We start from the raw sequence: 23,552 nt of genomic DNA on the forward strand, positions 1-23,552 counted from the left end.
GCCCCGCTGAAGCGGGCGGGCCTGGAGGTGCTCGAAGGCGGCGTGCCAGGCACTGCCTTGCCAGTGTCCGTAATGAGCGCGATGGCCAGTTGCACCCACGAGGAGACGGGCCGGCGGGATGCTTTCGTCGGCTTCGACGACCCGCAGCTCATCGAGCACGCCAATCGAGGCTGGTACGCGTTGGCGACCTCCTTCGGCCTGTTCGACGCCAGCCGCGAGTTCCTGCTCGCCCTCCCTGCCCATCGCTACAACTCGCGGGTAGACCTGTACCAGCCTCGTATATGGCGCCGGGTTCGTCTGCTCGACGCCTGGGACGTCATGGGCGCGGCGTGCGCGATCCGCCGGGGAAGATCCGTACTCGGATATGACGAGTGTCTGCTCGGCTCGCGATCCGGACGTCCGGAATTTGCGATGCTCTCGCTCGACAGCACTGTCGCCGTGGTCGGAACAACCTGGCAGGACGGCATCGGCTCCCTGGCCGTGCCCAACCCGGGAGACACGGAGCCCGTACGCCGCCTGACCGACTGGGAGGCAACCGGGGCGGACGTCCCACGCGATCGTCGCGCCCAAGCCATCGCGTGGCTGCAGCGCGACAGGCCAGCCGCGGTAGATCGGGCGTGACCGGTCAGGCCAGCATCTCGCCCGCGTTCAACGACAGACACCACTGCGTCCCCGACACAAGGGCCAGAGTGCTCTCGAGAGTCGGCGACATGGATCCTCAAGGGGTCACAAAGCGCTCTCGCCGCTGAGCCACACGCTGGCCTGCGGGCGGGTGGTTTGGTCGGCGAGTACCGAGAGCAGGTTTTCCCCAGACCTGCTCAGCTTGTTTCCCCCCGGCGCACGAGCCTCATCAGTGACGAGCAGGCGGCGGATCGGCAGCCGACGCAAGCGCTCCTGGGCGGAGCCACCAAGAGGCCGTGGGTCGCGGCCACGGTGATCGCGGGAGCGGCCCTATGGTCGAGCAGGCCCCGTACAGCCGCTTCGGCCGTCCCGCCGGTGCTGATCGCGTCGTCCACGATCACTGCGGGCCGACCGGCCACATCGCCGACGAGTTCCTCGGCCGGCACGCTGGTGACCGATACACGGGTCTTGCGCACCACGGCGACGGGGCGCAGCAGTAGTACGGCGTAGTGCGCGGCCAGCTTGACGGCTCCGAGGTCGGGCGACACCACGACCGCGGAATCAGAGGTCCTCCTCGGCCAGGGCACCGGCGATGACCGGCACCGCCGTCAGCATCCCCTCCGGGATGCCGCACATCGCCTCCAGCGCAGCCGTGTGCGGATCGACCACGACCAGCCGGTCCGCAACGGCTGCCGGCGCGTCGACCACCACCCGGACGCCCACCGGCTGCCCTGGCCGGGTACGGCGGTCCTGCCGGGCGTAGCCGAAGCAGGGCACCACGGCAGTGAGACGGTACGCGCCGCCCGGGCGGCACGCGTCCAGCAGCAGGAGCAGCTCACCGCCAGTGAGCTCCGGGTCGCGCGCATGGCCGCCGCCGGCAGTTCCAACCGGGAGACCGCCCAGGCACGAGGCGGCTGCTTGCCACCGGATGACGAGGTCAGTGACAGGCACGATGCACAGCGACAGGGCTGCGGCCGCCTGGGCGGCTTCGCCCGAACGCGGCCTTTCGCGCCGACCGCTATGGGCCCGAGCACACGACGACCTGGCTACGCCGGGCACGAGACTGACGGGCCGGCACCCGACACGTCACCGGTCGAGGGCTTCGTACTCCATCGAGGGCACGCCGATGTCGGAGAGAATGCCCCTTGCCTGCTGCCGAATCAGTTCAGCGGCAGTGCTGTCGGTCCTCTGGCGGGCGCGGGCGAGCGCCATGAGGGTGCGGGCCTCGCCAAGTCGGTGGCCGGTCTCGCGGTGTACGGCCAGGGCCTCCTGGGCGAACTCGACGGCCGCGGTGCGTGCCTTCTCGGACTCCGCCGTCTCGGAAAGGGCTGTCAGGGCCTGCCCCTCAACCATGCGGAAGGAGTGGTCGCGTGCCAGGCTCAGTGCCTGTTCGGCATAGGTGCGACCCTCGTCGTACCGGCCCAAATGCTGGAGAGTGAGTGAGACGCTGAGGAGACTGTCCGCCTCGGCGCGTCGGTATCTCGCCTGGTGGGAAAGGGAGAGAGCCTGTGCGTCGGCCTTCAGAGACCGCTCGAAATGCGCCAGCTCCCGGTGGGCGGCGGCGACCGTGCTGATGAGGCTCGCCTGAATCCAGAGCCGCCCCTCGTCCTTGACCATCGCGAAGGCACGCTCGGCCTGTTCCAGCCCCTCGTCGTGGCGGCCGCGCGCGATATTGATCCTCGCGGCGGCGCCGAGCATCATGGCGCGGCCGTTGCGGTAGCCACTCCCTACGTGTGGGTTCACCCAAGGGCCGAGGACGTTCAGGCCGTCGGTGAAACGGCCGAGTTCCCAGTACACCCAGCCCAGAATCTGCAGCGCCAGGCCGTCGTCCCACCAGCTGAGCTCCCCGCTGCGGCTGATGGCCAGTTCGAGGTGGTCGGCAGACTCGCGCAAGCGGCCCAGATCGCGGTAGACCATACCCAGACCGACCAGCCCGAACGCCTCGACGTGACGGTTCCCGATGTCACGGGTGATGCGCAGGGCGGTGGTGAAGTGCCCGTGCGCGCGGCCCAGCCGCGCCATGCTCCAGGCCACGAAGCCCTGGCCGCCCAGGGCCGCTGCCTCGCCTTCCGGCCAGGCCAGTTCCCGGCTGATGTCCGTCGCGCGCGCGTTGTGCTCCATCGCCTCCCGCGCATGCCCCCAGTCCCACCCGATCACTCCGAGGGCCTGGTGCATGACCGCCGCACCGTACGGATCACCCTCGGCCTCCGCCGCGTGCAGCACGATCTGCGAGATGGACCGCCACGTCGCCCGCGGCAGATGGAGCCAGAAGTTGCCGAACAGTACGGAGGCCAGGTGCCAGGAGATGGGGCGCGGACCGTGCCCGGCGGCGTGTTTGATCACAGCAAGCAGGTTGGCCCGCTCCGTCTCCAACCACACCGTGGCCTCGACCGCGGACGGCAAGCCCTGCTGGTCATTGGCCCGGAGCTCGCAGGGCAGCTCCGGGAAGAGCCAGGTTCCCGAGGCGGCGCGGGCGGCGTGCAGATACCAGATCAGGAGCCGCTCCAACGCGCCGTCGCGATCCGCAGCCGTCTCCTCCTCCAGCGCCCGCTCCTGCGCGTACTCGCGAAGGAGATCGTGGAACCGGTACTGGCCGGCCGCCGCGGGTTCGATCAGGTGCGCCGCGGCAAGCGCGCCGATCAGACGCCGGGCCTGCGGCAGCCGTGCGTCCAGGAGGGCCGCCGCGACCTCGGCGGTGAACTCCGTCCCCGGGAACAGTCCCAGGAGGCGGAACAGTCGGCGCGCGCCAGGCGCCAGACTCCGGTACGACACCGAAAAGGCCGCACGCAAGGGGGAGTTGTCCCCGCCTTCCGGCTCCAGCGCTTCCAGCCGCTTGCCCTCGGCCATCTCGGTGACCATCTCGGCAGTCCTCAGCCCTGGATCGCTCGCCAGCCTGGCCGCGGCCACCCGCAGAGCCAGCGGAAGGCTGCCGCACAGCCGGATCAGCTCGTCGACCGCGCGCTCATCGGCGGCGACCCGGTCCGCGCCGAGGGTCCGGCTCAGCAGCGCGCTTGCCTCGTCCGGCTGGAGGAGGTCCAGCGGTAGGGCGTGTGCCCCGTCGTGGGCGACGAGGTCGCCGAGCCGGTTGCGGCTGGTGACGACGACACGGCAGCTCGGGCTGGACGGCAGCAGCGGACGTACCTGCTCGGCGGAGGCCGCGTTGTCCAGCAGGACCAGCATGCGCCGGTCAGCCAGCAGGGTCCGGTACACCCGTGCCTGAGCCTCGTCGTTCGCCGGGATCTCCGACGCCGCGAGCCCCAGACTGCGCAGTAGGAGCTCAAGGGCCTCACCGGCCTTGAGCGGCGGTCGGTCGTGGTCGAACCCGTGCAGGTTCACGTACAGCTGACCGTCCGGGAAACGGTCCTTCACCTGGTGTGCCCAGTGCACGGCCAGCGCGGTCTTGCCGATGCCGGCGGCCCCACCGATGGCGGAGATGACCACGGTGTTCGCAGCCCTTTGCTCCTGAGCGGACGGAAGTAGGGCGTGCAGCCGGGCGAGTTCGCCGACGCGGCCGGCGAAGCCCGGGACGTCGTGGGGGAGTTCGGCGGGCACGGCGCTCGCGCGCGGGTTGGTCAGCCGGTGCGGGGAAGGAGCCGGCGGACGAAGGAGGAAGGCGTTGTCCTGGTGCAGCACCGCTTCGTGCACCCGGCGCAGTTCCTCACCGGGATCGGCTCCGAGTTCGTCACGCAGTCGTACGCGTATGTCCTCGTAGGCTCTGAGCGCTTCCGCCTGACGGCCGCAGCCGTACAGGGCCCGCAGGCGCAAGGCGGTCAGCGCTTCGTCGTAGCGGTCGGACGCGAACACACCGAGTTCGTCGAGGGCCTCGCCGAACCGGCCCAGCAGGACCAGGCACTTGAGTCGCTCCACCCGGAGCGCTCGTCGGCGCTCCTCCAGCCGCTGCCGCTCGTCCTGCGCGAACGGACCTGGAAGGCCTGCCAGGGGCTCGCCCCGAAACAGCCCCATGGCATCGGAAAGTTGGTCCGCCGCGGTGACCAGGTCGCCCGACGCGACGGTGCGCATCGCTGTGTCGCTCCACTCGCCCAGAACTGCCGTGTCGAGCCGGACCTTTTCGACAGGGAAGCGGTACCAGCCCTTGCCACTACGGATTACCGACTCCGCGGGCTGGGTGCTTTCCCGATCTAGCGCCCGGCGCAGCGAGTTGATGTGGGTGGGTAACACCTTGCGGCCGCCCAGGGGCGGCTCCGACCCCCACACCGCGTCGAGTAGTCGCTCATGACTCACCACCGCTCCTTGGCGCAGCAGCAGCGCGGCCAGTACGGCCTGCCGCTTGATCGGCCCCACCTCCAGAGGTGTCCCGCCCCGCCATGCCCGCAACGGCCCGAGCACCTCGAACTGAAGCAGCTGAGGAGATGCCTCGTCCACCTTGCAGCCTCCGCCTTCCTGCGTCATCGGAGAATCTTCAGCATTGCAGCACCCCGGCCATGGGGTTGGACACGACATTGCACAACCCGCACAACCAAATAAGCGGGGGCCAGGGTGACCGAAGAGGAGTCGGTCGCAACCGCGTTGGCCGCAGGCAGGCGGCGGCCGGACTCACCGAGACTTCGCCTGGAGTCGTCCACGACCTCTACGCCGCGCTGAGAGTGGCGGTCCGCAGGCGGTTGGTGGCGGCGTGCGGGGCGGCTATGGCGGCCTCGCTGCCGTTGCATCGAGGTCCTCTTCACATGTTCCGAGACGGCACCTTTTACCAGCCACCACCACGGCCGTCCTTTGACGAAATCCAAAGGGGCACTCTTGCGATCAGCATGCCGGTACCGAGGGAGTGGACGGGTCCGGAGCCTCGCAGCACGTCTGTGCGAGTGGAACGCGCAGTTTCTCGCCAACTGGAACTCGGCCGTGCCGCGATCGCCGAAGCGGCGGTCTGTGAGCTTCTTCCGCTTTGACGGACACCATCGGTGTGGTGGTCAGGCTGCGAGAGCGGTCTCGTATTCGACAGGACTGCGTAGCCGAGGCTGCTGTGCAGTCGGCGCAAGTTGTACCAGCCCCTCGACGAAGTCGAAGATCGCGGTGCGGGCGGCGGCCCGGTTGGGCGAGGTGCTCGTGTCGAGCACCTCCCGTTCGATGGTGGCGAAGAACGACTTGGCGAGCGCGTTGTCCCAGAACTGACCGGTCCGGCCGACCGACAGGCGGACTTCGAATTCCGTTGCCAGGGCTGCGTATTGCTGACTGGTGTACTGGGCGGATTCGACCGGTCGTCGCAACACCCGGGTGTTTTAACCAGGGTTGGGGAGGCCCCTGACGTGGCAGCAGCGGCGGGGAAGCGGTGCGGCGATCGGGCGTCGGCACGGCGTGGGAGTCGGGGAGATCGATGGAGCTGCCGTCGGTGTCCCAACGGGTCGCCTGCCATGGCTGCTTCACCCCAGGGCTGAAGCTCGATCCAGCCCTGCCGCTGGACTCGGTCCCAGGTCGGAAGAGCTGCCAGTACCCGTACCCGACGACCTGGCCGGGAGCGGGTGTTGGCTCCGATCCGGTCGGGCTGGCTGCCGCGCACGGCGACGCCAGCCGGACAGGCGTGATCGGCGGCGCGGCAGTGTCCACGGGGGTGGTCGGGTGAGGGGCGGCAGTCGGTGGCGAGGACCCGGTGCCGTCACGGTTCCGGGTCCTCACCGTTCGCGCATTTCGATGCGAGCACGCAGCATCGACGCCTCAGGTTACTCGCGCGATCCGGACCGCCCTGGGCCTCGGAAGATCCTCGTCCTGCGGAAGGCAGGCAGCAATGTTGCCGCCGTCCGTGTCCTCGCCGGTGTCAGTCAACAACGACCTCTATTCTCAACGGGGTTACACCGATCGACAGGGCTACAAGAGGCGGGGGAGTCATACCGGCATGAACGGTACGAATGGGGACGGGCGCGGCGAGCGAGAAACCCGGCGGGACGACCGCTTCGGCGGGGGCATCGAACCGCTCACCGCCGTGGACCCGGCGCGGATCGGGTCGTACCTGTTGCTCGGGCGGCTCGGCGCCGGCGGCATGGGGAGGGTGTTCCTCGCACGGTCCGACAGTGGGCGCACCGTCGCCGTGAAGGTGGTGCACGAGGAGCATGTGTCGGACGCGCGGTTCCGGGCGCGGTTCCGGCGGGAGATCGACGCCGCGAGCCGGGTCGCTGAGCGGTATACGGCACCCGTGCTCGATGCCGGGCCCGACGCGGAGCCACCGTGGGTCGCCACCGGGTATGTGCCGGGTCTCTCGCTGGAGCAGGTCGTGCGCGGGTACGGCCCGTTGCCCGCTGAGTCCCTGCATCCTCTTGCCAATGGGTTGCTGCGCGCACTGGAGGACATCCATGACGCGGGGATCGTGCACCGCGACCTGAAGCCGTCGAACGTCATGCTGACCGTGGACGGGGTCAAGGTCATCGACTTCGGCATCGCGCGGGCCCTGGAGACCTCCGTCGAGTCGCTTCTCACCAGCACGGGGATGGTCATCGGCTCGCCCGGCTTCATGTCGCCGGAGCAGGTCCGGGGGGAGAGCGCCGGGCCTAGGAGCGATGTGTTCACCCTTGGATGTGTGCTCACGTACGCGGCGACGGGGCGGCTTCCTTTCGGGCACGGAGCCAGCAACCAGCACGCGGTCATGTACCAGATCGTGCAGGACGAGCCGGATCTGGAGGGCGTCGAGGACCCCGCTTTGCGGGCACTCATCACGCGGTGTCTGACCAAGGACGCCGGGCAACGGCCTGACGTTGACGAGCTGTTGGCCGACGCGGAGCGGGCCCGACCGTCGACTGCCGGCAAGGCGTGGCTACCCTCCGACGTCCTCGCACGCATTGCACAGCGGGCCGCCGAGCTGCTCGACGCTGAGGTACGCCCACTGCGCGAGGAGTCCGTGGACCGGCCGACCGCGGACCTGCTCCCGCAATCCGGGCCGCCCGTGGTCGTCGCTCCGGGCAGCAGTGGTACCGAGCCGAAAGGGCGTGAACGCCGCCCGAGGCGCCGCCGCACCTTCATCGCCCTGCCCGTGGTCGTCGTCCTCACCGTCGGTGGGACCACGATGGTCGTGCTCCAGCCCTGGAGCAAGGATCGGGGCGGATCCCACGCCCAAGCGCCGGGCAGCAGAGTGAGTCCCCCGTCGGATGGCAGTAACCCGCCTGTGACGCCCAGCGGTTCACCGTCCAGGACGTCCGACGGGAAGGACAAGAAACAAGAGGCTTCCGATGTCGGCGAGCACGCCAGGAACGGCGACAAAGCGGAGGGAAGCAGCCGGAACGCAGGGGTGAGCGGAGGGGACACCTCCGGGAGCGGATCGTCCGGCGACTCCTCGGACACGACCGCAGGGAGCTCGTCCGGCTCCGGTGACTTGTCCTCGGGTTCCTCCGGTGCGTCCGCCGGTTCACCGCCGCCCGACCTGGAGAGCTACAAACTCGAGTACACGCACTCCTGCTTCGGAGCTTGTGACATGCCGATCAAGGCGAGCTGGACGGCGGTCTCCCGCGCGACCCACTACGACATCCACTACACCAACAAGGGCAGCAACTACACCGCGAAGAACGTCGACACCGTCTACTCCACCAGCAACACCAGCTACACGATCAACGGCCCGTACTCCGGCGACGAGATCTGCATCACCGTACGCGCGGCCAACAAGCTCGGCGCCTCCGCTTGGGCGAAGACCTGGTGCGACACTGTGCCCTACTAGGGGTACGACTTCGATCGTTGCTGCGCCTACAGCGACTCTGTGGCTGTGACGTCGTTCAGCGGCCCCGCCATGTTGGCTTCGAGCGGCCCCTGTTGGTGAGGGTTTTGTGGCTTTGCGACGTCCAGAAATGGCCCCGGGAATTGGCTTGCGCGGGGACCAGCCGTGGCGCGGTCAGCTCCGCGTGGTTGAGAAGGGTGTGGTGTCGGCCCATTCCCAGAAGGCGCCGGCCTCGTCGACTTCTCGTTGCAGCAGGGCGAACAGCGTGCTCATGGCGATGCCGGGAGGGACGTCGATGGCGACGAAGCGTTCCCCGTGCCATTCGCTGAGCAGCCCGGATTCCTTGATCGAGTTCTTGATGAGGTTGATGCTGCGGCCAAGTCGTCCGGCGTCCGCGCTCGGCCTGAGCAGCGTGCGCAGGACGCGGTGGCCGCTCGTCTGGGCAACTTCGACCACGCGAGCTGCCGGTGACAGACGGACCCGGTCTCCGAGAGCGAGGCCGTAGGTCATGAAGGGGATGCAGGTCACCGTGTATGTGCCGTCCTCTTCGGGCTGGAGCCAAAGCTGCTCGATCTGCCCGTCGAGGCCGAAGGGGCCCAGATCGGCTTGGGCGATGTAGTTGCTCTCGGCCCGACCGACAGGGTCCTCGTGCACGATGTACTGCATCTCCGCCCTCTCTGCCTGCTCATCTCGGCGAAGATCGTCCCATGGCCTCGACCAGCGAGGCTGATCGGGTGCATCACTACTGTCGGCTCTTTTGTTCCGCCCTGGCTTTGGGGCGAGCAAGACGGTAGAACCCGGTGCCGGTCTCGATGAGGGTGGCGCTGAAGGTGGGCCTTGACGCCGAGTCCCGGACACGGGTTATGCGGCTGCTGCCGGCGTAATTGATGTTGATTCGGTCGCTGTCTCGTAAGCGATCGGGCTGCGATGTCCGAGGCGGCAGTGACGGCGTCGGGTGTTGTAGCGGTGCGGCCAGCAGAAGGCATCGAGGCGGGCTTCGCGCTCGCTGGGCCAGCGCTGCGGGCCTGGAGCGTCTCGCGTCTGAACGTCGGCTGTGCGGATCGGCGACCGGCGCAGCACTCAGCCTGGGAAGCGACGGCGCCCGATGGAAGGTTGCTGACCTGCGGCTTTGCCTACTTGCTCGATTGTGGAGAGGCCAGTGAGGCACCGGGGTTCACCGTGATTGCCCGGTCTTAAGGGCACGCCATGGGCGCGCCGCCGGGTAGAGGCACCGGAGAGGTCCCGCGAATGCCGACGGGCCAGCCAAGTCCTGCAACGGCGCGGTCCGGTGGGCGCCGTTGCAGGAACATGTGGTTGCGCTGGGTGCACCCGTCGTACGGGGTCGGCGTCCGGTGGAGGTCACCACGGCTGCCGGCAGGCCGGCCGCTTGGCGTCGACCGTTGCGGGAGGGGTGTGGAGAGCCAACGTGACGGGCAGCCGGAGCGCGCATGGCAGCACGCAGCCGGTCCAGGGCGCCACGCAGGCGCTCTGGTCCCGGGCTCAGTTGGCGCGCAGGCGTGCCAGTGTCGCATCGAGGTCGGCCTTGCGGGGCCGGTTGTAGGGGAGCTTGGCGAGCATGGCGGCCATGCCGCAGGTGTTGGTCACGGCGGAGAAGACCAGCCCGCCGGCGATGCCGGCGGACATCAGCCGGAAGGCTGGGTGGACGAGCTCGCCCAGTGCCAGGCCGAGCAGGACGACCGAGCCGGCGGTGAGGCGGACCTGGCGTTCCATGCCCCAGGTCGCCTTCGTGCTTCCCTCGGGCCGGTGCAGGTCATGGCCCTGGGCCGCCCAGGCGCCGGTGCCGCCGGCGAGTGTGGCGGTGTGGACGCCTGCGTCCGCGAGTATGCGGCACGCGTTCTCGGAGCGGGCCCCGGAGGCGCAGACGACGAGAACCTCGCCGCGCTGGGCGGCGGTGCGGATGTCCGGCAGTGCCCGGTCGAGCTGGTCCAATGGGATGTTCAGGGCGCCGGGTATGTGGCCGCCCGCGTACTCGCCGGGGGTACGGACGTCGATGACGGTGAGTTCCTCCAGGCGGCTGCGGGCCTGGCTGGGGTCGATGGGGGTGGGTGTGGTCATGGCGAATGTCATCCTTGTGAGTCGTGGGTGCCCCGGTAGGGGAGGGCTTGCTTCCCGTGGGGTGTCTGTGAGGAGTGGTCGTGGAACTTGATCTGGCGGGTCCGGAACTGCGGTCGGCGCTGAACCGGCTGCGCCGGGTGCAGGGTCAGATATCCGGGGTGATCCGGATGATCGAAGAGGGCCGCGACTGCGAGGAGGTCGTCACCCAGCCCGCGGCAGCCTCTCGCGCGCTCGACCGAGCCGGATTCGCCGTGATCGCCACCGGTCTCCAGCGGTGCCTCGCGGACTCCGGCAGCGGTGACGGGTCCGGTGAGGACCGTGAACAGATGCGTGCCCGGCTGGAGAAGCTCTTCCTCTCGCTGGCCTGACGCTCTGCCGCCCCCTGCCCGAGCAGTGTGGACCCCGAAGCGTGTGGACACGGTCATGCGATCACGTCCACGAGCATGAAGGCCGCGACCGCGAGCAGCAGGTAGGCGAAGAGGCGCTGAAGGGTATGTCCCCCGATCTTCTTCGACAGGCGTTTGCCGTCCCAGGCGCCCAGGATCGCTGCCGCGGTGAACGGTGCGATGACGGCCCAGTCAAGGTGCGTGCCGGTGCCGGCCCGGGCGGCGAGCGCGGCCAGGGAGTTGATCGTGATGACCAGCAGGCTGGTGCCGACGGCCCGGCGCATGGGCAGGCTCAGCACGCTTACGAGTGCTGGCACGGCGAGGAAGCCCCCGCCCACGCCCAGGAACCCGGTCACCGCGCCGAGGCCGGCTCCGGCGGCGCCCGCCTTGCCAGGGTTGACCGTGCCGGACGGCTCGCTGCGGGCGGGGCGGAGCATGCGCAGCGCGGCGAGTGCCGCGATGAGCGCGAAAGAGAGCGTGAGCATGCTTTGGGGCAGGTGGCCGGCGGCGGCCCCGGCGAGCATCGCGGGCACGATGCCGGCCGCGGCGAACAGCATCCCGGTGCGCCAGGCCACATTTCCGTCCCGGGCGTGCCCGACGAGTGCCGAGACCGAGGTGAGGGTGACGATGACCAGGCTGGCCGTCGTCGCTTCGGCCGGTGTGAAGTGGAGCATGTAGATCAGGGCGGGTACCGCGAGGACGCTTCCGCCCCCGCCGAGACCGCCCAGGGCCAGGCCGATGACGGCACCGGCGACGAGCGCGAGGATCAGAGCGGTCATGCTATCGAGCCGTCGTTCCCGCGTTTGTCGACGACCGGGTGACCGGCGGCGGCCCACATCTGCATGCCGCCCTTGACGTCGACCGCCTCGGCGCCGCGTGCGGCCAGCAGCTTGGCGGCGCGCTGAGAGCGGTTCCCGCTGCGGCAGATCACCACCACCGGGCGTCCCTGGGCGCCGGCGGGCAGGGAAGCGCCAGCCGCCAGGCGGGACAGCGGAGCGTGGAGGGCGCCGGGAGCGTGACCGGTGTCCCACTCACCTTGCTCGCGCACGTCCAGCAGCACGGCCGAGGCGTCGGTGCCCTGGGTGCGTCGGCGGGCCTCGTCTACGGTGACGCGGTCCCCACCGCTACGGAAGAGGAACATGACACAACCTCTCGGGGAGCTGGATAGAGGGGTACGGCAGGGCTGTCAGCCGGTGACGACGGTCAGTCCGGCGCTGGTGGCGGCGTCGAATCCGTCGTCGACGGCCACCACGTCACGGCCGACGGCGTCCAGCAGCGAGGCGGCTATACCGGCCCGCATCCCGCCGGCGCAGTGCACCCAGACGGTGCCGGGCGGCACCTCGCCCAGCCGCTTGTGCAGCTGGTGGATGGGGATGTGCACGGAGCCCTCGATGTGGCCGGCGGCTCGCTCGGAGCCGCGGCGTACGTCCAGGACGACGATCCCGTCGGTGCCGTGCTCGGCCAGGCCGGCGAACGTGGACCGAGGGAAGGTGGCCAGGGAGCCGCCTTCGGCCACCCACTCCTCGGGCGTTCCGGTCGCGGCGGCGGCGGGCCTGTCGATGCCGACCCGGACGAGTTCACGCTGGGCGACGGCCAACTGCTCGGGGGACTCGGCCAGCAGTGTCACCGGCTTGCCCCACGGGATCATCCAGGCCAGGTAAGTGGCGATCTTGCCGTCCGCCTCGAAGTTGAACGAACCCGCGACGTGGCCCTCAGCGAACGCCATACGGCTGCGCAGGTCGACCACCCACTCACCGGCCGCGAGGCGGGCGGCGATCTCGCCCGCGTCCGCGACGGCCGGGGGAGTCAGGTCCACCGGAGCGGGGCCTGCGGCGTTGGCCGGACCCATGTGCGCGTAGTAGGCGGGCACGTCGTCGAGCTCGGCCAGCAGCTGCGCGACGAAAAAGTCCACGTCCTGGGTGAGCGCCGCGTTGACGCTCTTCTCCTTGCCGATGGTGGTTGCGTCCCCCTCGGCCTGCGCCGAGGAGCAGAAGCTCCCGAAGCCGTGCGTGGGCAGCACGGCCGTCTGGTCGGGCAGTTCATCCGCCAGACGGTGCGCGGAGGCGTGCTGGGCACGGGCCAGCCGCTCGGTCAGCCGCGGCTCGACCAGGTCAGGCCGGCCCACCGTGCCGATCAGCAGCGAACCACCCGTGAACGCGGCCACCGGCACGCCGTTCTCCCGCAGCACGTACGACGTGTGGTGGGGGGTGTGACCCGGGGTGGCCACGGCCCGCAGGTCCAGCCCGGAGTCGACGGTGACCGTGTCGCCGTCAGCCACCGACACCCGGGCGAACGACACACGAGCGTCGGCCGGCACCAGGTAGGCGGCACCCGTCACGCGTGCCAGCTCCAGCCCGCCGGTGACGTAGTCGTTGTGGATGTGGGTCTCCACCACGTGAGAGATCCGCACCCCGCGCCGGGCGGCCGCCGCAAGGACCTGGTCGAAGTCGCGCGGCGGGTCCACCGCCACGGCCGTCTGCCTGCCGCCGGCCAGGTAGTGGCGGTTGCCGAGACCGTCGAGCTCGATGGTGTCGATGAAGAACACGGAGATGTCCCTTCCCACGTAGATTACCCCCGGGGGTATATATGCCACCGTAACATGAGTACCCCCGGGGGTATTTCAGGTACCCGGTGGGGTATCTCTTGCTGGCTGTCGACGCATCTGGCGTGAGCCTGCCGAGTTGGGTGGTGGTTCCTGCGGGTGTCGGTGCGAACGGAGGCATTCAGGCTGCGGTGCAGTCAAGTGAGGGCCTCGATGGGCATGCGGCATCCCGGTGTCCGCCCGGGAGACGGGCGGGATCGCCCTGGAGCGTCGTGGCGGGTGTGCCGGGGTGTACGGGCCCGTCCGCAGGCCATGCCCGCGTACCCGCACCGGGCACGTTCCTGGGCGGCGTCCTTCCGCACGCTGAGCAGGCGTGGCCACGCTGCGAGCTGCCGATGCCCGAGGGGGTGCTTGCCCTCCGACGCCACCGTCCGTAGAGCCGGGGGAGTCGTCTGGCTGCGCGCAGCCGCGTCGGACCTATGCGGTCCGGGCGAGGAGGGATGCGAGTACCGCGTCGAGGCGGCGGGTCGCCTCGACAGCGATGGGACACAGGGCATCGAGCCCGGTGAGGGTGACCATCGTGTTCGGGTCGAGCGCCTGGACGGTGGTACGACCGCCCTCGGCGCGGACGACGACATTGCAGGGAAGCAGCAGGCCGATGGAGCGGTCGGCGTCGAGAGCGCGGTGAGCGAGCGACGGGCTGCAGGCGCCGAAGATGACGCACTCCACCATTTCCTGGTCCAGCTTGGCCTTGAGGGTGGCGGTTACGTCAATCTCGGTGAGGATTCCGAAGCCCTGCGCGGACAGAGCCTCGCGGACGCACCCGACGGCGGTGGCGAAGTCGGTGTCGAGGTGCACGTCGCGGTCGCAGGGCCGGCCTTGCCTTTCGATGACTCGACGGTGCCGGAACGGGTGTCCCAGTGTCTGTGGCCTACGCGTCGGCGTCCGGAAAGGACTCGGAAGCGCGGGTGCGGGACGAGCGTTTCGTGCGGTTCTCACGCCAGTGACAAGAACAGCCTTTCCAGTCGGCTGCGGAACTGCTCGGTCTCCTCGCCGGTCTTCCGGCCGGTGTTTCGACGATCCGAACCTGATCGCGTACGGCGGGCTGGAGCCGGTGGTGCGGCTGGCCGAGCGGTGTCGTCTGCCGGCTCTGGCCGGCGAGCTCATCAGGCTGCCCGTATCGAAGGACGGCACTGGTCCCTTCCCCGCGGCGAAAGTGATGTCGCTGGTGGGGCATGGCCGCGGGCGCCGACAGCATCGAGGACATGGACCGGTGACGGCACGGCACGATGGGCCGCCTGTTCTCCGGGGTGCGGGCCCCGTCCACGCTGGGGTCGTTTCTGCGGTCCTTCACGCACGGGCACGTGAAGCAACTGCACGCCGTGGCCTGCCGCGATCGTCCGCATCGACGAGGACGCCTGGATGCCGATCAAGTACCCCACAGCGGTCTGGGACGAGGAAGGCGAGTGCTGGATCTCCGACGCCGAGATAGCTGAGGTCCCCTACACCGCTCTCCGCGGCCCCGCGCACGCGGCGCGGGAAGCATGGACTGCCTGTAACCGGCGGAACCGGGAAGTGGCGGGCTGCCGTGAGGCAGTCGGAGGGGATCGTAGGAGTGCCGATCGGAGGGACAGCACAACTCGCTGGGAGCGAAGGGTCCCTGCTTCATCGTTGCGATCCGCGGACAGGGAGGGGTCCGGAGGAGTGCCATTTCGACTAGATCCATCCGCCGGCAGGACGGTGCCGCGAGACCGGGGGCCGTCCTCTGGACAAGGTCCGAGCCTTGCAGCGGCATAGCCGACATGACTGCCGAGCTTGCCGCCGCCGCCAACGTAATCGGTTCCACAACTCGCCCTGCTCTTCTCGTCAGTCCACGTGCAGATCACCGTATTGACCTTGGGGGCCGTTTGGTCGCATCAGTGACCGTCCACATCCGGCAACGTCACAGCAATCCGTACTACGACGCTGGGCCATCGCACTTGTGCCCTCGATGACGACGCATCTGGAACTGCGGCCTGTGCAGAACGGATTCAGCGCATGTGAGGACGAGAGACGCCACGAACACGCGAGAACTGCGGAGACATGCTTTCCCGGACCGGACATGCCGCGTCCAGCATCCACCCAAGTCGGATACCTGCTCAGCGAGTTCGGAGAGTTCGCCGATGCGGTGGTCGAGGGTGCGGGTGTTCTCGGTGTTCTCGGCGGCCGTCGTGGCGTACTTGGCGAAGGAGGAGACAACGGCCTGTTCAATGGTGTGCGCCGCTGAGGTGGGATCTTGAACCCACTAGACCGCGTTACGGGACAAAACATGATGAAGATGCTCAGATCTACCCGTCCAGTGATTGCGGCGGCGACCGACTGAGCACACAGTGCGTTCGCTTCGGTGCCGCTCCCAGAAAGAGGTGGTTCCGATCAACGGTGTCGGTGGAATGTGGCGTGCGGTCGTAGTGTCCACGGTGGCGGTGGGCACGCTCGGTGCGCCGCTCGCGTTCCAGGCTTCGGCCGCACTGCCCGGCGCGGCGACCAGGGCTGAAGGCTCACAGGGGGCGAAGAGTACGAAAGCGGTCAAGCAGCCGGGCACTCCTTTCGCGTGCAACGGCCAGATCCTCGAGTCGGTGTCCCAGGGTGGGAAAACCCAACTGCATCTGGGCACCGCGGGCGCGGGAACCATCACGTTCGCCCCGGTGGGTGTGCCGCAGCCGGAGTACAACGCCATTGCCGTCAACCAGGCCGATCGGCTGATCTACGGCATGGACTCGGCCGACGACAGCCTTGTCACGGTCGACGCCACCGGCGCTCTCACGGACCTCGGCGCGGTGACCGGTCTGCCCGCCAGTACTACGGGCTTCTACCAGGTCGGCGGGTCTGGCCCGGACGGTGACCTCTACGTGATGGCGGGGGGGACTGACCAGAACACGCTGTACCGCATCGACCTGGGCACCCGGTCGGCGACCGCCCTGCCGCTGAGCGCGCCGTCCGACGCCTCTGACCTGACCCTGTCCGGCGGCTATTTCTGGGGAGCCGGACTGTCGGGGACGCAGGGACGGATCGTCCGCATTGACCCGCAGACGGGAACAGTCGCCTACTTCCCCTTCCCCAGCCCTGGCTTTGACGGGTCAGGGGCAGCCTTCACCTACGGCAACGGGGATCTCGGCTTCATCGAGAACAGCACCGGCACCCTCTACCGGGTAGCGGTCACCAACCCGGGCTCCGCCGACCCGACCCTCAAGGTCGTCTCCACCCAGACCAGCCCCACGTCCGGCCGCATCGACGCCACCTCTTGCTTCCTGACGCCGGCGGACCTGGCCATCACGAAGAGCTCAAGCCCAGCGTCGTACGTGCCGGGCCAGCAGATCACCTACACCCTCCGGGTGACCAACAACGGCCCGAACGCCTCCTCGGGCTACACCGTCACCGACGAGTTCCCGGCCGGTCTGACGAACGTCGCCACGAGCACCCCGGGCTGCACCGTGACCGGGCGGAACCTGTCGTGCACCGCCGGCGCGCTGCCGGTGGGGCAGAGCCGTGACATCACTGCGACCGCCACCGTCGGCCCTGACGCGACCGGCACGATTTCGAACGCGGCGACCGTGCGGGGCAACGACCCGGACCCGGACACGTCGAACAACACCGATCGCTCCTCCCTCGCGCCCAGCTGCGGGTGCAGCCACAACGACTGCGGGTGCGGCCACAATGACTGCGGGTGCGAACACAAGGACTGCGGGTGCGGACACAAGGACACGACTTGCGAGGACAAGGACCACGGCGATGTCAATGTCGGGTTGATCTTGTAGGCGTGCAAGTCACAGCGGTGTGACGACGTCTGGGCCGCGCCGCTACGCATGCAACGAAGCTCCGTTGTGCAGGTGACCTTCCCAAATCGCCTTCATACAACGGGCTTCGACGTGCTGCCAGTCTCCCACCATCTGCCGATCAAGTCGGCCACGGGACGCCGGCATCGCGCCATCTCCACGATCACTCAGGTCCCGTGCCTGTCGTGTCCCAGGGCACCGATCGCCCAGCACCCGCACCATTTGCCGGTCGGTCTCAATCAGGAGTTCAGACAGCAGACGCGTGGACAGAGCCGTTCGGCACCGTCCACCGCCCGCCTGAACTCAGCGTGTGGCCTTGAGTGGAGTGGGCTGGTCCCCGAGGTTTAGGGCTGCCGCCTGGTTCGTCGCCCACATCCTCGGCTGAGCCGCAGGCCACCCGGAGAGGTGACCTTCAGATCCAGCTCCCCGTAGCCTGTGCCGGCATGACAGAGCATCCGCACATGGCCGCCCTCGCAAGACTGATGCCGCCGGAGCACGGCCAGGACGAGGAGATCGACTGGGACGCCGTGGAGAGTGTCTGGGGCACCCGCTTTCCGGCCGACTACATGGCGTTCATGGCCCGCTACGGCACCGGTTCGATCAACGGCGACGCCGGAGTGTTCTCCCCGCTGCCCTTTCGGGGCCGCCGCTGGGTCGACGATTCGATGAACGAGGAGACGGCCAACGCCCGTTACACCTGGAAGATGGAAGGTGGCCGCGAGGCGCTCGATATCCACCCCGAACATCTCCTGGCCTGGGGCGTCACGGCGGGCGCGGACATACTGTGCTGGCTGACCACAGCCAACGATCCCGATCGTTGGCCGGTGGTGGTGTGCGGCCGCCACACCCGCTCGCGCTTTACCGTCTACCCCTTCGGTATGGCGGAGTTCTTGTGCCGACTCTTCGAGGACCGGTTCGAGGGCTTCGCCGATGGCTGCCCGGTGAGCTCGATCTTCTGGGAGAAGGGCACCCCAAACAGCTTCGTGCACTCAAAGGAAGCGGAGCGCCGCTGGCTCGCTGGGCTGGATCCGGACACCGGCGAGCCGGACCCGTACGCGGACATGTTCCCCAGGGATTCGTGAGAGGGCGGTAAGTGGCGTGCTGTCCGCGAGCTTGCGGCTGGTGCTGGGGGCCTCTCCGGGTGCCTATGGCCGTGGCTGGGTGAACAACCCCTACTCAGCCTTGATCAGGATCCCGCGTTCGACCAGCCGCTTCAATTTCAGCCGGACGTTGTTGACGTTGCTGGGCGCGATTTCCAGATCCATCGCCTCGCAGACAGCCCGCGCCCGCAGTGGGGTGTCGGCCGCGGCGAACACCGCCATGATCTGCCGGTAGGCCGGATGGTCCGGCAGTTCCGCGGCCGACGGCGTCGGCGGGGACGGATCAGGCAGCGCCAGCAGAGTCTTGCGGGCGATGACCTGCGCACACGGCACCGCGGTCTGATCAAGCTGCTGGACTGGCTGGAGGTCCAGCCCGGCCGCACCTGGCAGGAGCGCTGGATGGCCAGCGAAGCCGAGGAAGCAGGCCGGGAGTGGACGCGGCTGCCGATGCAGTGGCTCGCCGAGCGCCAGCGGGCACGCAAGTACGACCGCGCCGATCTGTGCTGCGGCATGATCCCGCTGCTGGGCGGCCAAGTCGTACGCCCCGCCTACCGGTGGCTGCTGCGGCAGCGCCCTTCGCAGCTGCTGGCGCACATCCGCAGCGTCACCGATCCCGACGCCTTCGCGGCGCTCAAGGACCAGTACGCGGCCACCGGCCACGCGGGAACCAACGACTGTAACAACGCACTCAACCGGGTCACCTGGATTGTGGCCTCCAAGGGAGGCACCGTCCACGACATCACCATCGGCGACTGCGTCGAGCTGCAGCACGCCATCGGTGAGCACCAGACCAACGGCTACCACGGCAAGCACCTCTTCTACGCGCTCCTCGCAGGCCTCGGCGTCTTTGGCCCCGATGCCCCGTCACGGCTGAAGACGGTGATGCTGCCAGGGCAACTGACACCGGCCGCCCTGGTCCACCACCTGCACCGCGATACGCGACCTCCTGGTCGACTACCTCGCCGAACGCGCGGTGGACGTCGACTACACCACGCTGGAGGACATGGCCCGCCCCCTGGCCGGACTGTTCTGGCGCGATCACCCGCTACAGCCTTACGGCCTCCGTCCCGGCCGGCGGCACCCTGCGCCCGCTGCGCAACCCGGATGCTCCCGGGCCGGACGATGACGAGGACGAAGACGGTCAGGAGCGAGGGCCCCGGGACTTCGAGGCCATGACGTCCTGGGGTGGGGCCCTCTTCTTACGGGCCGGTTCAACTGGGAGGCGGATGCGGCACCTTGGGCCGGCCTGGCGGGGGGACACATGGCGGGCCAGGGCGCGCATCGCGTTCGTGCTGTTCAACGACGCTGCGGCGTTCAGGGTGCGGGCGGGTCGGCGGTGCGGTCCGTAGTGGCCGCTGTGTCGGGGGTGAAGTGCTGGCCGGGCGGGTGGCGGGGCACGGAGGTGATGACGGTGGGGGTGTCGGTACGGGTGGCGAGCCATTTGAGGGTGCGGGCGGGCAGGCGATGGCAGGGGGTGGTGCGCGCCGAGAGCACGGCAATGGTGCTGCGGTAGTGGCCGGCGGCGGTGAGGGCGTCTGTGTGTGTGGGGGCGAGGACGGCGTCGGCCTGGTGGGCCAGGCGCCGGCGGCCGGCGAGGTGGAGCACGGCGTTGATGCTGAAGCCGGTGGTGCGGAAGGCGACCGCGGCGGTGACCTTGCGGCCTACGCGGGCGGCGAGCCGGCCCGCGTAGGCGGCCACGTACGCATCGGCTCGGGCGCCGGTCAGGACGGCCAGGACGCCGCCTGCGGGCGGCTGGCCGGTGACGGTGTAGGCGCGGACCTGGGAGGTGCGGGACAGGGCGGGCGTGCTGCGGCGGTGGGGGCTGAGGGTGGTCATGACGGCCGTCCTTCCGGATGGTGCGGGCTGGCGGAGGGGGTCGAGGCAGGGGCGCCGGCGGCCGGGTGCGGTTGCGCGTCGGCCGCGTGGTCCGTCCGAGATGCGGTTTCGCCGCTGTCGCTGTCCTCGCCGCGGGTGGCGATCAGCGACCAGGCGATGGCGACGGTGATGGTGACGACGATGACGCCGAGGGTGAGGGGAATGGGCAGCTTGCCGACCGGGGTCTCGGACAGGATGAGCTTGACGCCGGCGAACGCGAGCAGCACCGCGAGCCCGTAGTGCAGGTACTGGAAGCGGCGCAGCAGCCCAGCCAGGCAGAAGTACAGGCTCCGTAGACCCAGGACGGCGAAGGCGTTGGCGGTCCACACGATGAACGTGTTGGTCGTGATCGCCAGGACGGCGGCGACCGAGTCGACCGCGAAGATGAGGTCGGTTGCCTCGACCGCGACCAGCACCACGAACAGCAGCGTCGCCACGCGCTTGCCGCTGACGCGGATGAAGAACTTGTCGCCATGGAACCGCGGGTCCGTGGGGATGAGCTTCTTGACCAGGCGGACGACAGGGTTGCGGTCGGGGTGGACCTGTTCGTCCTTGGAGACGGCCATCTTGTAGCCGGTCCAGATCAGGAACGCACCGAACAGGTAGGCGGTCCAGAAGAACACCTGGAGCAGCTCGGCGCCGATGAAGATGAACACCAGCCGGGCCGCGAGCGCGCTGATCACGCCCCAGAACAGGACCTTGTGCTGGTAGGCGTCGGGCACGGCGAAGAAGGAGAAGACCAGCGCGAAGACGAAGACGTTGTCGATCGACAGGGCTTTCTCGATCAGGTAGCCGGCGTAGTACGTCGAGGACGCCTCGCCGCCCTGCCACGCCCACAGGATCAGGCCGAAGCCGAGGCCGATGGCGATCCACAGGCCGCTCCACAGGGCGGCCTCGCGGAAGCCGATCACGTGGTTGTCGCGGTGGGCGATCAGGTCGACGGCGAGCATCACGCCGATGCCGACGGTGACCGCGGCCCACACCCACAGCGGGACGGCGAACGACAGTTCATTCATGGTTGATCGGCTTCCTCGGGCGGGGTCGCAATGACGGGGGCGGAGGAGAGAGTTGGGGGTGGTGCCCCAGGCCGTGGCGGGCTTCGGAGGGCTGCCGGGCCCGGGCGCTGATTCAGTTCGTCCAGGTGTTCACCTCCCCGGTTCAGGCGGGCCGCCGCACGGCGGTGGTGCGTCGGAGGCGCGGGCGCAGGGCGAGGGCCAGGCACAGGCAGCCGACGACCAGGTCCACGAGCGCCAGCAACCACCACGGTGCGAGCGCGGTCAGGCCGTTCGTCACGCCTCCACCGGCCGGGATGCGGCAGGCGGCGTTGGGCGAGCGTCCACACGTTGCGCACCCCGCGGGCGACAGATCCGCCGGGCCCAGGCCCCGCCTGTTACGGGCACGGTCCATCGGGTGGGGGCGACGGCGTACACGAAGGGGCCGCCGCGTACGGCGGCGGCTTCGATCAGGCCGTGCGCGTCCAGCCCGGCCGGTCCCCGGGTGGACGCGCACTCCCAGCGGGGAGTGGTGGCGGGCAGCCAGGGCCGGCACTCCGCCCGCGGCCCGCAGCCGCAGCTGCCCGCCGCCGTCAGCCGAGGTGCGATGGGCGACGGGGATGTAGCCGACCCTGGCGGCGCGCAGCGGGGGCGACACGCGGGCCAGGAACATCCGGACGGTGTCGACGTCCGCGCTGAACGGGGCCGCCACCCGCCGATCGATGGGCAGGACGGCGACCAGCAGCACCGGGGCCATGCGAGGTGCGGCCAGCCGCACCGCTGCATCGACTACGGCCAGATCGTCGGGGCGGTTGGTCACCAGCGCGGTGGCCGGGTGCGGCAGCACTGGCGAGCCGGTGTCCGCAGGGCGGGTCAGGGCCGTGGTGGAGGCCTGAAGAGACATCGGGACCCCCCTTTCAGCGGGGGTGGAAGAGGGCAGTGGGGGTGTGTCCAGCGTCATCTGACCCTCTGATTCCCGTCACCATTTACGCGAAAACTTTTTCGGCAATTCTTTTTCGCGAAATGATGTTGGTTATACGAAGCCTGCTTCGTAGGATGAAGGCCATGAGCCAGCCCTCCAGCCCGCGCGGCGACCAGTGGACCTTCCTGACCAACCACGCCCGGGTTCTGATCGCCCTCGCCCGTGATCCCGAAGCACGCGGGCGCGACGTCGCCGACGCCATCGGCATCACCGAACGCGCTGTGCAGCTGATCGTCGCGGACCTCGAGGCGGCCGGATACCTCACCCGCGAACGCGTCGGCCGCCGCAACCGCTACACCATCGATCCCACAGTCGCCCTGCGCCATCCCAGCGAGGCCGGTCACCCCGTTGGTGACCTCTTGGTCACCTTCCTGCATCGTGAGGACACCCCCGTCGCCGATTCCGAACGCGCCGCCTCCTAACCAGGCGCTCACCGGGCACGGCGGCTCCAGGGTGTGCAGCAACCGGTCCCGGCCGCCCTCTCCCCGTGGGGCGGCCGGGATTGATCCTTTTGCCCGAGCCTCAGCGAGGCGGGCAGGGCACGGCCAGCGGCGCCCACGGCACCGGCGGGGCCGCGTGCACGAACGGGCCGCCGCGGACGGCGGCGGCCTCCATCACCGTGCACGCATCCAGCTCCGCCGGCCCGCTGCGCGAGACCACCAGCAGCGAGCAGTCGCTAAGGACCGCCGTGTCCAGCAAGGACTTCGCCGCATGCAGCCGCCCGCCGCCGGGGTGCGGCGGCCAGCGCGCGCAGGCTCGGATTGCCGGCCGCCGCCCGGATCTGCTCCATGGCGGCCACGAGTCCGCCCCGGGTGCTGATCCGCCCTGGCACATACGCATTCCCGGCCCCGGCCCGGCCCGGCTTCGGAGCCGCGGCCGCCGCGGCCTGCGCCTACACCTGCTCAGCCTTCTGCTCGTCGGCGCCGGTGCCGCGGGCGAGTACCGGCCGGGCAGGGGGAGCCCGGCCGCCGGCGAACTGCGTCAGCGCGGCCGGGTCACGCTCCTCGCTGAGCCGCGGCACCCTCGCCGCCCGCGCCGACACCCGCTCCACTTCACCGTCGATGTTCTCCAAGCCGTCCCCGCCACCGTCCAACAGATTGTCGTCGGGAGCTTGTTCGCCCGTCGTGCGGCTGTTGCCCAGGTGAGGGTTGGCGAGGGCTTCGATCGTGTCGGGGGCCGGAGGTGAGCGTGGGATGATCCTGACCTGTCCGGTACGCCTGGCGACGCCACGTGGACCGGATCGCCGGTGGCCGACGAGAAAGACGAAGGATCGATGACGCTGAACGTGGGCCAACGGGTGCGGCTGGCGGCGGATCTCCGGTTGGCCGGGTCGGTGACCCCAGCCGGTGAACCTCCGCAGGCGACGGGTGCCTTCGCCGCCTCCGTGGCCCTGGCAGCAGGCATCGAGGGCACCGTCGAGCGTGTGGACGAGCATCACCGGCAGCAGAGCCACGAGGTCCGTGAGTACCTGCGCCTCAAGTCGCTCCTCGACGACTTCGGCCACCAGATGCCGCCGGC

At 69.4% G+C, this 23,552-nt stretch carries 23 protein-coding genes and 2 pseudogenes; 10 read left to right on the forward strand and 15 right to left on the reverse strand.

Annotated features, from left to right (window positions below; genetic code table 11):
- The coding region (locus H305_RS0142285) for a hypothetical protein (protein ID WP_028805757.1) at nt 1–621 on the forward strand (621 nt) is incomplete at its 5' end.
- A gap of 197 nt (nt 622–818) precedes the next feature.
- Here H305_RS0142285 and H305_RS54245 read toward each other — a convergent pair.
- The 4 genes from H305_RS54245 to H305_RS53775 all read right to left on the reverse strand — a co-directional run bounded on the left by H305_RS54245 (nt 819) and on the right by H305_RS53775 (nt 5,846).
- A complete protein-coding gene (locus tag H305_RS54245; protein ID WP_028805758.1) occupies nt 819–1,172 on the reverse strand; it encodes a phosphoribosyltransferase family protein in 354 nt (117 codons plus the stop codon).
- 10 nt (nt 1,173–1,182) lie between these two features.
- Nucleotides 1,183–1,572: a ribose-phosphate pyrophosphokinase-like domain-containing protein gene (locus H305_RS54250; protein WP_028805759.1), complete on the reverse strand. Its 390-nt coding sequence runs from the start codon at nt 1,570–1,572 to the stop codon at nt 1,183–1,185.
- A 135-nt stretch (nt 1,573–1,707) separates the two neighbouring features.
- A complete protein-coding gene (locus tag H305_RS0142305; protein WP_234021437.1) occupies nt 1,708–5,031 on the reverse strand; it encodes an AfsR/SARP family transcriptional regulator in 3,324 nt (1,107 codons plus the stop codon).
- Nucleotides 5,032–5,546: 515 nt separating this feature from the next.
- Nucleotides 5,547–5,846 carry a hypothetical protein gene (locus H305_RS53775; RefSeq protein ID WP_028805761.1) on the reverse strand — a complete coding sequence of 100 codons (300 nt, stop codon included), beginning with the start codon at nt 5,844–5,846 and terminating at the stop codon, nt 5,547–5,549.
- A gap of 620 nt (nt 5,847–6,466) precedes the next feature.
- On the opposite strand from H305_RS53775, the gene H305_RS0142315 reads away from it, so the two are divergent.
- The gene (locus H305_RS0142315) at nt 6,467–8,272 is read left to right on the forward strand and encodes a serine/threonine protein kinase (RefSeq protein WP_028805762.1); all 1,806 of its coding nucleotides are present in this window, start codon (nt 6,467–6,469) and stop codon (nt 8,270–8,272) included.
- A 171-nt stretch (nt 8,273–8,443) separates the two neighbouring features.
- Here H305_RS0142315 and H305_RS0142320 read toward each other — a convergent pair whose 3' ends face one another.
- The gene (locus H305_RS0142320; RefSeq protein WP_028805763.1) at nt 8,444–8,935 is read right to left on the reverse strand and encodes a DUF4265 domain-containing protein; all 492 of its coding nucleotides are present in this window, start codon (nt 8,933–8,935) and stop codon (nt 8,444–8,446) included.
- Between the two features lie 834 nt (nt 8,936–9,769).
- The gene (locus H305_RS0142325) at nt 9,770–10,345 is read right to left on the reverse strand and encodes a rhodanese-like domain-containing protein (RefSeq protein WP_028805764.1); all 576 of its coding nucleotides are present in this window, start codon (nt 10,343–10,345) and stop codon (nt 9,770–9,772) included.
- An 80-nt stretch (nt 10,346–10,425) separates the two neighbouring features.
- Between H305_RS0142325 and H305_RS0142330 the strand changes: the two genes are divergently transcribed.
- Nucleotides 10,426–10,713, forward strand: a complete 288-nt coding sequence (locus H305_RS0142330) for a metal-sensitive transcriptional regulator (protein ID WP_028805765.1) — start codon at nt 10,426–10,428, stop codon at nt 10,711–10,713.
- Nucleotides 10,714–10,766: 53 nt separating this feature from the next.
- Here the strand turns inward: H305_RS0142330 and H305_RS0142335 are convergent, their stop codons facing one another.
- The 4 genes from H305_RS0142335 to H305_RS55545 all read right to left on the reverse strand — a co-directional run bounded on the left by H305_RS0142335 (nt 10,767) and on the right by H305_RS55545 (nt 14,131).
- Nucleotides 10,767–11,510, reverse strand: a complete 744-nt coding sequence (locus H305_RS0142335; RefSeq protein ID WP_028805766.1) for a sulfite exporter TauE/SafE family protein — start codon at nt 11,508–11,510, stop codon at nt 10,767–10,769.
- Complete coding sequence (locus H305_RS0142340; RefSeq protein WP_028805767.1) at nt 11,507–11,872, reverse strand: rhodanese-like domain-containing protein; 366 nt, start codon at nt 11,870–11,872, stop codon at nt 11,507–11,509. The genes H305_RS0142335 and H305_RS0142340 overlap by 4 nt, the downstream gene beginning before the upstream one ends.
- Before the next feature lie 45 nt (nt 11,873–11,917).
- Nucleotides 11,918–13,276: an MBL fold metallo-hydrolase gene (locus tag H305_RS0142345; RefSeq protein WP_028805768.1), complete on the reverse strand. Its 1,359-nt coding sequence runs from the start codon at nt 13,274–13,276 to the stop codon at nt 11,918–11,920.
- Nucleotides 13,277–13,750: 474 nt separating this feature from the next.
- Complete coding sequence (locus H305_RS55545) at nt 13,751–14,131, reverse strand: DUF302 domain-containing protein (protein WP_234021438.1); 381 nt, start codon at nt 14,129–14,131, stop codon at nt 13,751–13,753.
- A 229-nt stretch (nt 14,132–14,360) separates the two neighbouring features.
- Here H305_RS55545 and H305_RS55550 point away from each other — a divergent pair.
- The 4 genes and pseudogenes from H305_RS55550 to H305_RS0142365 all read left to right on the forward strand — a co-directional run.
- Nucleotides 14,361–14,667: pseudogene (locus H305_RS55550) on the forward strand (IS1380 family transposase); the annotation flags it as partial.
- 596 nt (nt 14,668–15,263) lie between these two features.
- On the forward strand, nt 15,264–15,539 hold the full coding sequence (locus H305_RS53780) for a hypothetical protein (protein ID WP_158690686.1): 276 nt from the start codon (nt 15,264–15,266) through the stop codon (nt 15,537–15,539).
- A 190-nt stretch (nt 15,540–15,729) separates the two neighbouring features.
- Complete coding sequence (locus tag H305_RS0142360) at nt 15,730–17,067, forward strand: DUF6923 family protein (RefSeq protein ID WP_199791541.1); 1,338 nt, start codon at nt 15,730–15,732, stop codon at nt 17,065–17,067.
- A gap of 461 nt (nt 17,068–17,528) precedes the next feature.
- Nucleotides 17,529–18,167 (forward strand): SMI1/KNR4 family protein, encoded by a 639-nt coding sequence (locus tag H305_RS0142365; RefSeq protein WP_028805771.1) that lies wholly within the window; start codon nt 17,529–17,531, stop codon nt 18,165–18,167.
- 90 nt (nt 18,168–18,257) lie between these two features.
- Here H305_RS0142365 and H305_RS48860 read toward each other — a convergent pair whose 3' ends face one another.
- On the reverse strand, nt 18,258–18,518 hold the full coding sequence (locus tag H305_RS48860; protein WP_078629530.1) for a hypothetical protein: 261 nt from the start codon (nt 18,516–18,518) through the stop codon (nt 18,258–18,260).
- A gap of 66 nt (nt 18,519–18,584) precedes the next feature.
- On the opposite strand from H305_RS48860, the gene H305_RS53785 reads away from it, so the two are divergent.
- Entirely contained in the window at nt 18,585–19,361 is a 777-nt protein-coding gene (locus H305_RS53785) for a hypothetical protein (RefSeq protein WP_158690687.1), read from the forward strand.
- A 138-nt stretch (nt 19,362–19,499) separates the two neighbouring features.
- Here H305_RS53785 and H305_RS53120 read toward each other — a convergent pair whose 3' ends face one another.
- The 3 genes from H305_RS53120 to H305_RS55555 all read right to left on the reverse strand — a co-directional run bounded on the left by H305_RS53120 (nt 19,500) and on the right by H305_RS55555 (nt 21,956).
- Nucleotides 19,500–20,021 (reverse strand): hypothetical protein, encoded by a 522-nt coding sequence (locus H305_RS53120; protein ID WP_028805773.1) that lies wholly within the window; start codon nt 20,019–20,021, stop codon nt 19,500–19,502.
- Nucleotides 20,018–21,076, reverse strand: coding sequence for a TerC family protein (locus H305_RS0142385; RefSeq protein ID WP_028805774.1), 1,059 nt, complete (start codon nt 21,074–21,076; stop codon nt 20,018–20,020). The genes H305_RS53120 and H305_RS0142385 overlap by 4 nt, the downstream gene beginning before the upstream one ends.
- Before the next feature lie 142 nt (nt 21,077–21,218).
- Nucleotides 21,219–21,956: a hypothetical protein gene (locus tag H305_RS55555; RefSeq protein WP_063611405.1), complete on the reverse strand. Its 738-nt coding sequence runs from the start codon at nt 21,954–21,956 to the stop codon at nt 21,219–21,221.
- A 161-nt stretch (nt 21,957–22,117) separates the two neighbouring features.
- Between H305_RS55555 and H305_RS0142400 the strand changes: the two genes are divergently transcribed.
- Nucleotides 22,118–22,456: a helix-turn-helix transcriptional regulator gene (locus H305_RS0142400; RefSeq protein WP_028805775.1), complete on the forward strand. Its 339-nt coding sequence runs from the start codon at nt 22,118–22,120 to the stop codon at nt 22,454–22,456.
- Between the two features lie 470 nt (nt 22,457–22,926).
- Here H305_RS0142400 and H305_RS0142410 read toward each other — a convergent pair whose 3' ends face one another.
- A complete protein-coding gene (locus H305_RS0142410) occupies nt 22,927–23,106 on the reverse strand; it encodes a hypothetical protein (RefSeq protein WP_158690688.1) in 180 nt (59 codons plus the stop codon).
- Between the two features lie 201 nt (nt 23,107–23,307).
- Between H305_RS0142410 and H305_RS0142415 the strand changes: the two are divergent.
- Nucleotides 23,308–23,552, forward strand: a pseudogene (locus H305_RS0142415) (hypothetical protein); the annotation flags it as partial.

The sequence above is a fragment of the Streptomyces sp. 142MFCol3.1 genome (assembly GCF_000424945.1).
Taxonomy (GTDB): Bacteria; Actinomycetota; Actinomycetes; order Streptomycetales; family Streptomycetaceae; genus Streptomyces; species Streptomyces siamensis.